Annotated in this window: 9 protein-coding genes and 1 rRNA gene; all 10 read left to right on the forward strand. The window is 68.3% G+C overall.

Going from position 1 to position 13,578, the window contains the following annotated elements:
• Nucleotides 1-34 precede the first annotated feature (34 nt).
• The 10 genes from argJ (at nt 35) to QM809_RS12440 (ending at nt 13,219) form a co-directional block, all read left to right on the forward strand.
• Nucleotides 35-1,225, forward strand: coding sequence for a bifunctional glutamate N-acetyltransferase/amino-acid acetyltransferase ArgJ (gene argJ, locus QM809_RS12395; RefSeq protein WP_415047074.1), 1,191 nt, complete (start codon nt 35-37; stop codon nt 1,223-1,225).
• Nucleotides 1,222-2,196 carry an acetylglutamate kinase gene (gene argB / locus QM809_RS12400; RefSeq protein ID WP_415046084.1) on the forward strand — a complete coding sequence of 325 codons (975 nt, stop codon included), beginning with the start codon at nt 1,222-1,224 and terminating at the stop codon, nt 2,194-2,196. The genes argJ and argB overlap by 4 nt, the downstream gene beginning before the upstream one ends.
• On the forward strand, nt 2,193-3,452 hold the full coding sequence (locus QM809_RS12405) for an acetylornithine transaminase (protein ID WP_415046085.1): 1,260 nt from the start codon (nt 2,193-2,195) through the stop codon (nt 3,450-3,452). Before argB ends, QM809_RS12405 begins: the two co-directional genes overlap by 4 nt.
• Nucleotides 3,449-4,372 (forward strand): ornithine carbamoyltransferase, encoded by a 924-nt coding sequence (gene argF / locus QM809_RS12410; protein ID WP_415046086.1) that lies wholly within the window; start codon nt 3,449-3,451, stop codon nt 4,370-4,372. Before QM809_RS12405 ends, argF begins: the two co-directional genes overlap by 4 nt.
• Before the next feature lie 39 nt (nt 4,373-4,411).
• The gene (locus tag QM809_RS12415; RefSeq protein ID WP_415046087.1) at nt 4,412-4,906 is read left to right on the forward strand and encodes an arginine repressor; all 495 of its coding nucleotides are present in this window, start codon (nt 4,412-4,414) and stop codon (nt 4,904-4,906) included.
• 115 nt (nt 4,907-5,021) lie between these two features.
• On the forward strand, nt 5,022-6,473 hold the full coding sequence (gene argH / locus QM809_RS12420; protein WP_415046088.1) for an argininosuccinate lyase: 1,452 nt from the start codon (nt 5,022-5,024) through the stop codon (nt 6,471-6,473).
• A gap of 81 nt (nt 6,474-6,554) precedes the next feature.
• Nucleotides 6,555-9,611 carry an AMP-binding protein gene (locus tag QM809_RS12425; protein WP_415046089.1) on the forward strand — a complete coding sequence of 1,019 codons (3,057 nt, stop codon included), beginning with the start codon at nt 6,555-6,557 and terminating at the stop codon, nt 9,609-9,611.
• A 27-nt stretch (nt 9,612-9,638) separates the two neighbouring features.
• Entirely contained in the window at nt 9,639-9,869 is a 231-nt protein-coding gene (locus tag QM809_RS12430; protein WP_415046090.1) for a Trm112 family protein, read from the forward strand.
• Nucleotides 9,866-11,170 carry a tyrosine--tRNA ligase gene (gene tyrS / locus QM809_RS12435; protein ID WP_415046091.1) on the forward strand — a complete coding sequence of 435 codons (1,305 nt, stop codon included), beginning with the start codon at nt 9,866-9,868 and terminating at the stop codon, nt 11,168-11,170. Before QM809_RS12430 ends, tyrS begins: the two co-directional genes overlap by 4 nt.
• A 526-nt stretch (nt 11,171-11,696) precedes the next feature.
• A 16S ribosomal RNA gene (locus QM809_RS12440) occupies nt 11,697-13,219 on the forward strand.
• Nucleotides 13,220-13,578 lie beyond the last annotated feature (359 nt).

The raw sequence follows: 13,578 nt of genomic DNA on the forward strand, positions 1-13,578 counted from the left end.
CGACAAGCATCTGGATCAGTTGATCGGCTCGCGCATGATGCGACGCCAGGGCGTCACCGCGCCGCTCGGATTCCGGGCCGCGGGGCTCACCGCGGGGCTCAAACCGTCCGGCAAGTCCGACCTCGCGCTCGTGTTCAACGAGGGCCCGGACCTCGCCGCGGCGGGTGTCTTCACCCGGAACCAGGTGAAGGCCGCGCCGGTGCTGTGGTCGCAGGAGGTCCTCAAGTCCCAGCGCGTGCGCGCGGTGATCCTCAACTCCGGCGGCGCCAACGCGTGCACCGGTCCGGGCGGGTTCCAGGACACCCACGCCACCGCCGAGGCCGTCGCCGAGACGCTGTCGAACTGGGGCACCGAGACCGGCGCGGTCGAGGTGGCCGTCTGCTCCACCGGCATCATCGGCGAACGGCTCCCGATGGACAAGGTCCTCGCGGGCGTCACCGAGATCGTGCACGAGATGGGCGGCGGTCTGGAGGGCGGCACCGACGCGGCGTACGCGATCATGACCACCGACACGATCCCCAAGCAGGTCGCCCTGCACCATCCGGGCCGGTGGAACGTCGGCGGCATGGCCAAGGGCGCCGGCATGATGGCGCCCTCGCTGGCCACCATGCTCGTCGTCCTGACCACCGACGCCAAGGTCTCGGCGGACATGCTCGACACCGCGCTGCGGCGGGCCACCGCGCTCACCTTCGACCGCCTCGACATCGACGGCTCCATGTCCACCAACGACACGGTGCTGCTGCTCTCGTCCGGCGCCAGCCAGATCGAGATCACCCAGGAACAGCTCGACGCCGCCGTCTACGCCGTGTGCGACGACCTCGCCGCACAGCTCCAGAACGACGCCGAGGGCGTCACCAAGCGGGCGTCGATCACCGTCAGCGGTGCCCGCACCGAGGACGACGCCCTGGTGATCGCCCGGTCGGTCGCCCGCGACTCGCTGGTCAAGACCGCGCTGTTCGGCTCCGACCCCAACTGGGGCCGCGTGCTGGCGGCCATCGGCGTCACCCCGGTGCAGATCGACCCGGATCGGATCACCGTCGCCTTCAACGAGGTCACGGTGTGCGAGAACGGCACCGGCGTGCCCGGCGCGCGCGACGCCGTCGACCTGAGCGGCGACCGCATCGACGTCGTCGCCGACCTCGGTCTCGGCGACGCCGAGGCCACCGTGCGCACCACCGACCTGTCCCACGCCTACGTCGAAGAGAACTCGGCCTACACCACATGAGCACCTCCACGCCCCCCGCGCAGCCCGCCGACCCGACCCCCCTCGTCAAGGCCTCGATCCTCGCCGAGTCCCTGCCCGCGCTGCAGGCGCTCCACGGCCGTCGCGTCGTGGTGAAGTACGGCGGCAACGCCATGGTCGACGACGACCTCAAGGCCGCCTTCGCCGCCGACATGGTGCTGCTGCGCGCCTGCGGGATCCACCCGATCGTCGTGCACGGCGGCGGCCCGCAGATCTCGGCCATGCTGAGACGTCTCGGCCTGGAGGGGGAGTTCCGCGGCGGTTTCCGCGTCACCACCCCCGAGGTGATGGACGTGGCCCGGATGGTGCTGTTCGGGCAGGTCGGCCGCGAACTGGTCGGACTGATCAACGCCCACGGCCCCTACGCGGTGGGTCTGACCGGCGAGGACGCCCACCTGTTCACCGCGGTGCGGCGCACCGCGCGCGTCGACGGCGAGCAGGTCGACATCGGTCTGGTCGGCGACATCGTCGCGGTGAACACCTCCGCCGTCGACGATCTGATCGCCGCGGGCCGGATCCCGGTGATCTCCACCATCGCCCCCGACGTCGACGGCGTGGTGCACAACATCAACGCCGACACCGCCGCCGGGGCCGTCGCCGACGCGCTCGGCGCCGAACACCTGGTGATGCTCACCGACGTCGAGGGGCTCTACACCGACTGGCCCGATCGCGGTTCGCTGGTGTCGGAGATCGACGCGGCGACGCTGACCGAGCTGCTGCCGCGGCTCGACGCGGGGATGATCCCGAAGATGGAGGCGTGCCTGCGCGCCGTGGAGGGCGCCGTCGGCGCCGCCCACGTGATCGACGGCCGGGAGCCGCACGCGGTGCTCGCCGCACTGCTCACCTCCTCGACCGCGGGCACCACCGTGGTGCGCCGCCCGTCCAGCGGAGTCGAGAAGTTCGGCTCCCTGAGCCGGACCACGAAGACCCCCGAGCCGAAAGGCAAGTCATGACCGCCCCGCTGCAGCAGCGCTGGTCCGCCGCGCTGATGAACAACTACGGCACCCCGCCGGTCGCACTGGTGCGCGGCGAGGGCGCGGTGGTCTACGACGCCGACGGCAAGCGGTACCTCGATCTGCTCGGCGGTATCGCGGTGAACGCACTCGGCCACGCCGACCCGGAGCTGGTGCGGGCGGTGGCCGAGCAGCTCGGCACCCTGGGACACGTCTCGAACCTGTACATCTCGCCCGTCGTCGTCGAACTGGCCGAGGCCCTGCTCGATGCGTTCGGCGTCGGCGACGGTGCCGACGGCGGACCGTCGGGCCGGGTGTTCCTGTGCAACTCGGGGACCGAGGCCAACGAGGCGGCGTTCAAACTGGCCCGGCTCACCGGCCGACCGCAGATCATCGCCGCCGAGGGCGGATTCCACGGCCGGACGATGGGTGCGCTCGCGATGACCGGGCAGCCGGCCAAACGCGCGCCGTTCGAGCCCATGCCGGCCGGCGTCGACTTCGTGCCCTACGGGGACGTCGCCGCGCTCGAGGCCGCGGTGTCCGCCGAGACCGCCGCGGTGATCCTGGAGCCGATCCAGGGGGAGAACGGCGTCGTCGTACCGGGGCCGGACTATCTGGCCGCCGCCCGCCGCATCACCGCCGAACACGGCGCCCTGCTGATCCTGGACGAGGTGCAGACCGGCATCGGCCGGACCGGAGCGATGTTCGCGCACCAGCGCGTCGGCATCGTGCCCGACGTGATCACCCTGGCCAAGGGGCTCGGCGGCGGACTGCCGATCGGTGCGGTGATCGCGACCGGACCCGCCGCCGACCTGTTCGGTCCCGGCCAGCACGGCACCACCTTCGGCGGCAACCCCGCCGCGGCCGCCGCGGCGCTCACCGTGCTCCGCCGCATCCGTGAGCACGCGCTGCTCGACCACGTCGACGCCGTCGGCAAGGCCCTGGCCACCGGGATCGAAGACCTGGGACATCCGCTGATCAAGGGGGTGCGGGGCGACGGGTTGCTGCTCGGCATCGTGCTCACCGAGCCGATCTCGGCGGCCGTCGACCTCGCCGCCCGCGACCACGGATACCTGATCAACGCCCCCGCACCGGACGTGCTGAGACTGGCGCCGCCGCTGATCCTCTCGGCGGAGCAGGCCGCCGACTTCGTGTCCGCGCTGCCGGCGATCCTGGATCGGGCGGCCGCCACGACAGCGGAGAAGACCGCGGCAGCGGAGAAGAACGCCACGGCGGAGAAGAAGGACCGGTCATGACAGTTCGGCATCTCCTGCGGGACGACGATCTGTCGCCCGCGGAACAGTCCGCGATCCTCGACCTCGCCGCGGAGATGAAGGCCGACCCCTTCGGGCGCAAGCCGCTCGCCGGCCCGCGCGGCGTCGGCGTGATCTTCGACAAGAACTCCACGCGGACCCGCTTCTCCTTCGAGGTGGGCATCGCCCAGCTCGGCGGGCACGCCGTCGTCGTCGACGGGACGCGGACGCAGATGGGGCGCGACGAGTCGCTGGCCGACACCGGCCGGGTGCTGTCGCGGTACGTCGACGCGATCGTGTGGCGCACGTTCGGCCAGGACCGACTGACCGAACTCGCCGAGCATGCGACGATCCCGGTGGTCAACGCCCTCTCCGACAGCTTCCACCCGTGCCAGGTGCTCGCCGACCTGCTCACCGTCCGCGAGCACCGGGGCGATCCGGCGGGCCTGACCATGACCTACCTCGGCGACACCGCCAACAACATGGCCCACTCGCTCGCTCTCGGCGGAGTCACCGCCGGGATGCACGTGCGGCTGTCCGGGCCGGAGGGTTTCGCCCCGGATCCGGAGATCCTCGACGCGGTCCGCGCGCGGGCCGCCGAGACCGGCGGCAGCGTCGAGGTGATCGACGATCCGGTCGCCGCGGTGACCGGCGCCGACGTCCTGACCACCGACACCTGGACGTCGATGGGGCAGGAGGGCGACGGACTCGACCGCGTCGGCCCGTTCCGGCCCTACCAGATCAACGCCGCTCTCCTGGCCCACGCCGCCGCGAACGCGATCGTCCTGCACTGCCTGCCTGCGCACCGCGGCGAGGAGATCACCGACGAGGTGATCGACGGCCCGGCCAGCGTGGTGTTCGACGAGGCCGAGAACCGTCTGCACGCGCAGAAGGCGCTGCTCACGTGGCTGCTGGAGCAGTGAACCGGACCGGATGAGCAGGCGACGGAGGAACGGGGCCGCATGAACGGAGACAACTCGCATCTCGCCGCGACCCGGGCCGGCCGGCTCGCCCGGATCATCGAGATCCTGTCGCAGCAGCAGGTGCGCAGCCAGGTGGAGCTGCGGCAGCTGCTCGCGGCGGAGGGCATCGAGGCGACGCAGGCGACGCTGTCGCGTGATCTCGACGAGCTCGGCGCGGTGAAGCTCCGGGCGGCCGACGGCGGCGCGGGCGTGTACGTGGTCCCCGAGGACGGCAGTCCCGTCCGCGGGATCACCGGCGGCACCGACCGCCTGGCCCGGGTCCTCGGCGACCTCCTGGTCTCCACCGATTCGGCCGGCAGCACCGCTGTCCTGCGCACCCCGCCGGGTGCCGCCCAATATCTGGCGAGCGCTCTGGACCGGGCCAACCTGCCCGACGTGGTGGGCACCATCGCCGGCGACGACACCGTCTTCGTCCTGGCGCGGGAGCCGCTCACCGGCGCCCAACTCGCCGAACAGATCGAAGCTCTCGTGTGAGACCGAACCGGGCTCCCGACCGCGACCGCCGGAGATCACTTCGACGGTCGAGCGGAGTCGAGACCAGACACCGACACACCCCGACCGACACACCCCGACAAGGAGTCACCACCGCATGGCCGAGAACACCGACACCCCCGCCGCGCCCGGAGGCACCAACACCGGTTCGCTGTGGGGCGGCCGCTTCGCGATGCCGCCGGCCGAGGCGATGGCCGCGTTGAGCAAGTCGACCCACTTCGACTGGGCGCTGGCCCCGTACGACATCGCCGCGTCCAAGGCGCACGCCCGCGTCCTGTCCCGCGCCGGCCTGCTGAGCGACGAGGACCTCGCCGGCATGCTCGCCGGTCTGGACCGGCTCGGCGCCGACGTCGCCTCGGGCGCGTTCGTCGCCGCCGAATCCGACGAGGACGTGCACGGAGCGCTCGAGCGCGGCCTGATCGAGCGCGTGGGACCCGAACTCGGCGGGCGCCTGCGGGCCGGCCGGTCGCGGAACGACCAGGTGGCCACCCTCTTCCGCATGTGGCTGCGCGACGGGCTGCGCCGCGTCGCCGACCAGGTCCTGGACCTGGTGGAGGCGCTCGTCGGCCAGGCCGCCGCGAATCCCGGCGTCGTCATGCCGGGCAAGACCCACCTGCAGGCCGCCCAGCCGGTGCTGCTGGGGCACACCCTGATGGCGCACGCGCAGCCGCTGCTGCGCGATGTGAGCCGCATCGTCGACGCCGATCGCCGACTGGCCGTGTCGCCGTACGGCTCGGGTGCGCTCGCCGGATCGTCGCTCGGTCTGGATCCCGCCGCGATCGCCGCCGACCTCGGATTCGACTCGGCCGCGGACAACTCGATCGACGCGACGGCGTCGCGCGACTTCGCCGCCGAGGCCGCGTTCGTCCTGGCGATGATCGGCGTCGACCTGTCGCGTCTGTCCGAGGACGTGATCCTGTGGAGCACCCCCGAGTTCGGGTACGTGACGCTGCCGGACGCCTGGTCGACGGGCAGTTCGATCATGCCGCAGAAGAAGAACCCCGACGTCGCCGAGCTGGCGCGCGGCAAGTCGGGCCGGCTGATCGGCAACCTGTCGGGTCTGCTCGCCACCCTCAAGGCGCAGCCGCTGGCCTACAACCGCGACCTGCAGGAGGACAAGGAACCGGTCTTCGACTCGGTCGCCCAGCTGGAGCTGCTGCTGCCGCCGATGACCGGCATGATCGCCACGCTCACCTTCCACCCGGAGCGGATGGCCGAACTCGCCCCGGCCGGCTTCACCCTCGCCACCGACATCGCCGAATGGATGGTGCGCCAGGGGATCCCGTTCCGGGTCGCGCACGAGGTCGCGGGCGCGTGCGTCCGGGAGGCCGAGGGCCGCGGCCTCGGCCTGGAGGACCTGAGCGACGACGATTTCGCCGCGATCCATCCGGCGCTCACCCCGGAGGTGCGCGAGGTCCTCACGGTGACCGGGTCGATCGAGTCGCGCAATGCGCTCGGCGGCACGGCTCCGGCACAGGTCCGACGGCAGATCGACGTCGCCGGCGAGAAGGTCCGGGAACTGCGCGCGCACCTCGGCACCGCTAACTGACTCTTCAGTAGGGAAGGGGGTCGGCCCGGTCCCGCGCCCGCTACAGTGTCAACGAAACGGTCATCTGAGAGGGGCAACACTGTGGCTGGACTGCCGAGCATTCCGGGAGCCGTCGGTCGGATCGTCGCGACGGCCCAGAACGGGCTGGAAGTGATCCGGATGGGCGGCCTCCAGACGGACACCGAGCCCGCGCCGTACAAGGTGGTCGAGACGGAGAAGATGTACCGCCTGCGCCGGTACTTCCCGGACGATCCCGGCGACGGCTACTCGCACGTGATCCTGGTGCCGCCGATGATGGTGTCGGCCAACGTCTACGACGTCACCGAGGACAACGGCGCGGTCTCGATCCTCTACGCGAACGGGATCATCCCGTGGGTCGTCGACTTCGGATCGCCCGACCACGAGGAGGGCGGCATGGAGCGCACCCTCACCGATCACATCCTGGCGGTCAGTCGCGTCGTCGATCTCGTGCGCGGGGTCGTCGGCCGCGACGTGCACCTCGGCGGCTACTCGCAGGGCGGCATGTTCGTGTACCAGACCGCCGCGTACCGGCGGTCCGAGGGCATCGCCAGCATCATCACCTTCGGCAGTCCGGTCGACGTCCTGGCCGCCCTGCCGCTCGGCCTGCCGGCGAATCTCGTCGCACCGAGCGCCGAACTGCTCGCCGACAAGGTCTTCACGCACCTGTGGATCCCGAGCTGGCTGGCCCGCACCGGTTTCCAGATGATGGACCCGGTCAAGACCGCGCGCAGCCGGATCGACTTCATGCGCAAACTGCACGACCGCGACGCGCTGCTCCCGCGGGAGGACCAGCGGCGGTTCCTGGAGCAGGAGGGCTGGGTCGCGTGGTCCGGTCCGGCGATCGCGGAGCTGCTCAAGCAGTTCGTCGCGCACAACCGGATGGTGGCGGGCGGTTTCGTGATCGACGGCGAGATCGTCTCGCTGGCCGAGATCACCAGCCCGATCCTGGCGTTCGTCGGTGAGACCGACGACATCGGCCAGCCGCTCGCCGTCCGCGGCATCGTCAAGGCCTGCCCGGATGCGGACGTGTACGAGACGCTGGTGCCGGCCGGGCACTTCGGTCTCGTCGTCGGCTCCACGTCGGGTCGGCTGTCGTGGCCGACCACCGCGCAGTGGATCCGGTGGTGCGACGGCGAGGGCCCGCGCCCGGAGACCGTCGCGCCGATGGACCCCGACCCGCAGGGGCGCGGATCGGGCATCCGCTGGACCACGCGTCTCACCTACGGCGTGGGCCAGGTCGCGGGTGCGGGCACCGTGATCGCGACCGAGGCGTTCGATGCCATCGATTCGATCCAGCGCACCACGCGCGCCGTGGCCGCGGAGTCGATGCGCACCGTGCCGCGGCTGTTCCGCCTCGGCCAGATCCAGCCGTCCACGCGGATCTCGCTGGGCAAGCTGATGAGCGAGAACAAGCGGCGCGATCCCGAGGCCGAACTGTTCCTCTTCGAGAACCGGGTCCTCACCCACGAGCAGGTCAACACCCGTATTGACAACGTCGTCGCGGGTCTGATCGAGTGCGGGATCCGGCCGGGCGAGCACATCGGCGTGATGATGGATCCGCGCCCGAGCGCGCTGGTCGCCGTCGCCGCGCTGTCGCGCCTCGGTGCGGTGGCGGTGCTGCTGTCCACCGCCAGCGACCTGGCGGAGATGATGACCGTCGCCGAGACCCGCGTCGTCGTCGCCGATCCGAACCACCTCGAGACGGCCACCTCGGTGAGCGACCGCGTCCTGGTCCTCGGCGGCGGCGATCAGCGCGTCATCGACCGCGCCGACGGCGAGAGCGTGGTCGACATGGAGCGGATCGATCCCGACACGGTCCGGATCCCCGCCTGGTACCGTCCCGATCCCGGTCTGGCCGGCGACCTCGGATTCATCCTGTTCACCCGTGTCAACGGCCGGTTGACCCGCTGGGCGGTGACCAATCACCGGTTCGCGATGTCGGCGTTCGGCGCGGCGGCGGCCGCGGGCCTGTCGACGCACGACACCGTGTACTGCCTGCCGCCGCTGCACCACGCTTCGGGGCTGCTCACCACGCTCGGCGCGACGGTGGCCGGCCGCTCGCGGATCGCGCTCTCGAACGGCGTCGACGCCGAACGGTTCCAGACCGAGGTGCGGCGCTACGGCATCACCGTCGTCTCCTACACCTGGAACATGCTGCGCGAGGTGCTGCGCAGCCCGGACTTCGATCCGTCACAGCTGGCCAGCGTCCGGCTCTTCATGGGGTCGGGGCTGCCGAACGGCCTGTGGAACGACATCGACGAGATGCTGCCCGGCGCCAAGGTCCTGGAGTTCTTCGCGACGGCCGACGGCTCGGCGATCCTCGCCAACGTCGACGGCACCAAGATCGGCTCGATGGGCAAACCGCTTCCGGAGACCAACGCCGTCGCCCTGGCCGCCTACCGCCCGGACGTCGGCAAGCTCGTGGTGGACGAGGACAGCGGGTTCGTGCTGCGGGCCGAGACCGGCGAGGTCGGCATGCTGATGGCGCACGCCGGTCAGCGCTACGAGGCCAGCGGTCGGGTGCTGCGCGACGTCTTCCGGCCGCGCGACCGCTGGGAGGTCTCCGGTCTGCTGTTCCGGGCCGACGCCGACGGCGACCTCTGGTACGTCGGCTCGGAGGGCTCGATCATCCACACGAGCGACGGCGTCGTCTACCCCGAGCCGATCCGGCAGGCGCTCTCGCGGATGAAGGGCGTCGACCAGGCCCTGGTGTACGGGGTCGGCACGCGCGGTGCGCAGGTCGTCGTCGCCGCGATCACCCTGCGGGACGGACACGGTTCGAAGACGCCGACCCAGCTGCGTGTCGCACTGGGGGAACTCGCGGCGGTCGAACGTCCGCACCTGGTTCAGGTGGTGAGCAGCATCCCGATGAGCGAGTCGTACCGGCTCGTCGCCTCGGAGCTGGTCAAGCGCGGCGTCCCGCGCCCGGGGTCGAAGATCTGGTACCGCGACTCCGAGGGACGCTACCGCCGCTACAGCAAATCCGTCGCCGCCGACATCGACTGGAGCAGGCCCACTCCGGAGCCGGTCCTGCGTCGTCCGGTCGGGCAGACGCCCGCCGACGCGGCCGACGAGCCGGTCGATCCGGTGGACGGTGCGGCCGTCGTCGCGGAGTAGCCTGAAGCCCGGCGAAAGGGAGCACACATGACATCTCGTGCGGAGCAATTGGATCCGGTGGTGCGGACGCGACTCGTCTGCCCCCAGGATCACGGCGAACTGATCGATGCGGGCGACGAGCTCTACAACCCGCGGCTTCGGGTGGCCTACGCGATCGACGAGTCGGGGATCCCGAACATGCTGATCGGCGACGCGCGGCAGGTCGGCGACGACGAGCACGCGCGTCTGGTGGGCGAGAAGGGCGAGGACGGCCGGTGAGCGACTCCGGGTCGACGGCCGGTGCCGACCGGACCGACATCATCGACGAACTCTCGTGGCGGGGGCTGATCGGGCAGAGCACCGACGAGGCCGCCCTCCGCGCGGCGCTGGCCGACGGACCGCTCACGCTGTACGCGGGCTTCGATCCGACCGCGTCGAGCCTGCACGCGGGACACCTGGTCCCGCTGCTGACGCTGCGGCGTTTCCAGCAGGCGGGCCACCGTCCGCTGGTGCTCGCCGGTGGCGCGACCGGGCTGATCGGCGATCCGCGCGACGTCGGCGAGCGCACCATGAACTCGACCGACACCGTCGCCGGCTGGGCCGAACGGATCGTCGGACAGCTGCAGCGGTTCGTCGAGATCGACGAGTCGCCGACCGGCGCGGTCCTGGTGAACAACCTCGACTGGACCCGGGAGCTGTCGACCATCGACTTCCTGCGCGACGTCGGCAAGCACTTCTCGGTCAACGTGATGCTGGCTCGGGAGACGGTCAAGCGTCGTCTCGAGTCCGACGGCATCAGCTACACCGAGTTCAGCTACCTGCTGTTGCAGTCCCACGACTTCCTGCAGCTCTACCGCCGGTACGGCTGCCTGCTGCAGGTGGGCGGCTCCGACCAGTGGGGCAACATCATCGGCGGCGTCGACCTGGTGCGCAAGGTCGAGGGAGCGCACGCGCACGCGTTGACGGTCCCTCTCGTCACCTCGGCGGACGGGAAGAAGTTCGGCAAGTCGACCGGTGGCGGCAGCCTGTGGCTCGACCCCGAACTGACCTCGCCGTACGCCTGGTACCAGTACTTCGTGAACACCGCCGACGCCGACGTCGTCAAGTACCTGAAGTGGTTCACGTTCCTCACCCGCGAGGAGATCGAGGAGCTCGAGCGACTCACCGCGGAGAAGCCGTTCCTGCGCACCGCGCAGAAGCGTCTCGCCGCGGAGATGACCACCCTGATCCACGGCGCCGAGCAGACCGCCGCCGTTGAACTCGCCAGTCAGGCGCTGTTCGGCCGGGCCGAACTCGACGGGCTCGACGAGGCGACGCTCGCCGCGGCACTGGGGGAGACCGGAATCGCGGAGTACCCGGCGGGTACGACGCCGACGCTGGTGGAACTCCTGGTCGACTCCGGTCTGGCCGCCGGCAACAAAGCCGCGCGCCGGGCCGTCGACGAGGGCGGCGCGTACGTGAACAACGTGAAGGCGACCGACGCCGACTGGACGCCGGGCGCCGACGATCTGCTGCACGGTCGCTGGTTGGTGCTGCGTCGCGGCAAGAAGACGTTCGCCGGCGCCCGTCTCGGCGCCTGACACTCGTCTCGGGGAACTGCGAACCGCCCTTGACCTGGCGATTTGTGGTTCCCCGACACATGTGTGTAACTTAGTTCAGGTCGCCAGCGACGAACTTTCGAAAGAAAAACTTCTGCTGCTGGTTGCGAACAGGTTCTAGATTCTGCTAGAGTTTAGGGCCTGGGTGGTTGGACGCCGGATGTTTCACGCGGTTCCTGCTTCTCTCACTTCGTGAGGGCGCGGGACTGGGAGGAAAAATCCGGGTTTGACTTCCGACTGCCGGTCTTGTTAGGCTGGTGGAGTTGCCCGCGAGTCGGGTGACAGGCTCCGGTTCACCGAAGTTCGCATGCTGCTTTTGGTGGTGTGTGGTGTTGGTGGGTGTGTGTTTTTTGAGAACTCGATAGTGTGTGATGGATTTTCTTGTGCCAACTATTTTCAGCTGGCATTTGAGGGAGTCTGTCATGTTTTTGACAAGATGATTTTTTGCCAGTTGATTCTTTTGAATTTGGATTATTTTTTGGTCAGGTCTATTTCTCTGATTGGTTTTTTGTTGGAGAGTTTGATCCTGGCTCAGGACGAACGCTGGCGGCGTGCTTAACACATGCAAGTCGAACGGAAAGGCCCTGCTTGCAGGGTACTCGAGTGGCGAACGGGTGAGTAACACGTGGGTGATCTGCCTCACACTTTGGGATAAGCCTGGGAAACTGGGTCTAATACCGGATAGGACCACCGGCTGCATGGTCGGTGGTGGAAAGCCTTGTGCGGTGTGAGATGGGCCCGCGGCCTATCAGCTTGTTGGTGGGGTAACGGCCCACCAAGGCGACGACGGGTAGCCGACCTGAGAGGGTGATCGGCCACACTGGGACTGAGACACGGCCCAGACTCCTACGGGAGGCAGCAGTGGGGAATATTGCACAATGGGCGCAAGCCTGATGCAGCGACGCCGCGTGAGGGATGACGGCCTTCGGGTTGTAAACCTCTTTCGCCAGGGACGAAGCTTTTGTGACGGTACCTGGAGAAGAAGCACCGGCCAACTACGTGCCAGCAGCCGCGGTAATACGTAGGGTGCAAGCGTTGTCCGGAATTACTGGGCGTAAAGAGCTCGTAGGCGGTTTGTCGCGTCGTCTGTGAAATCCTGCAACTCAATTGCAGGCGTGCAGGCGATACGGGCAGACTTGAGTACTACAGGGGAGACTGGAATTCCTGGTGTAGCGGTGAAATGCGCAGATATCAGGAGGAACACCGGTGGCGAAGGCGGGTCTCTGGGTAGTAACTGACGCTGAGGAGCGAAAGCGTGGGGAGCGAACAGGATTAGATACCCTGGTAGTCCACGCCGTAAACGGTGGGTACTAGGTGTGGGGTCCATTTCACGGATTCTGTGCCGTAGCTAACGCATTAAGTACCCCGCCTGGGGAGTACGGCCGCAAGGCTAAAACTCAAAGGAATTGACGGGGGCCCGCACAAGCGGCGGAGCATGTGGATTAATTCGATGCAACGCGAAGAACCTTACCTGGGTTTGACATACACCAGACGACGGTAGAGATATCGTTTCCCTTGTGGTTGGTGTACAGGTGGTGCATGGCTGTCGTCAGCTCGTGTCGTGAGATGTTGGGTTAAGTCCCGCAACGAGCGCAACCCTTGTCCTGTATTGCCAGCGGGTTATGCCGGGGACTTGCAGGAGACTGCCGGGGTCAACTCGGAGGAAGGTGGGGATGACGTCAAGTCATCATGCCCCTTATGTCCAGGGCTTCACACATGCTACAATGGCGCGTACAGAGGGCTGCGATACCGTGAGGTGGAGCGAATCCCTTAAAGCGTGTCTCAGTTCGGATTGGGGTCTGCAACTCGACCCCATGAAGTCGGAGTCGCTAGTAATCGCAGATCAGCAACGCTGCGGTGAATACGTTCCCGGGCCTTGTACACACCGCCCGTCACGTCATGAAAGTCGGTAACACCCGAAGCCCATGGCCCAACCCCTCGGGGAGGGAGTGGTCGAAGGTGGGATCGGCGATTGGGACGAAGTCGTAACAAGGTAGCCGTACCGGAAGGTGCGGCTGGATCACCTCCTTTCTAAGGAGCAAACAACAACAAGTGGTTTCAGGTCTGTTCATGGCCGGCCGCGTGTTTGTTCGAGGGTGAAACACAAGAAAACCATCCGATATACTGTTTCTGTCACTGTGACGGAAAACGGTGGGGTGGACTGATACCGGGTGACCGGGTCAGACGATGTCACACACTATCGGGGTTCTGAGAAAACACCCGCCGAACTCTTCCACTAGATGGAGGGGATTGGTTGTGGGGTTGACTCTAACTGTGCTCGCTGACTACCGCGCGCGATGTTTTCGTGTGTATGGGGTGGGTGGGTGTGTGTTGTTTGAGAAGTGCATAGTGGATGCGAGCATCAATAATCAAGGCCCTGGAGATCAGGA

The sequence above is a fragment of the Gordonia sp. (in: high G+C Gram-positive bacteria) genome, assembly GCF_047600385.1.
GTDB lineage: Bacteria > Actinomycetota > Actinomycetes > Mycobacteriales > Mycobacteriaceae > Gordonia.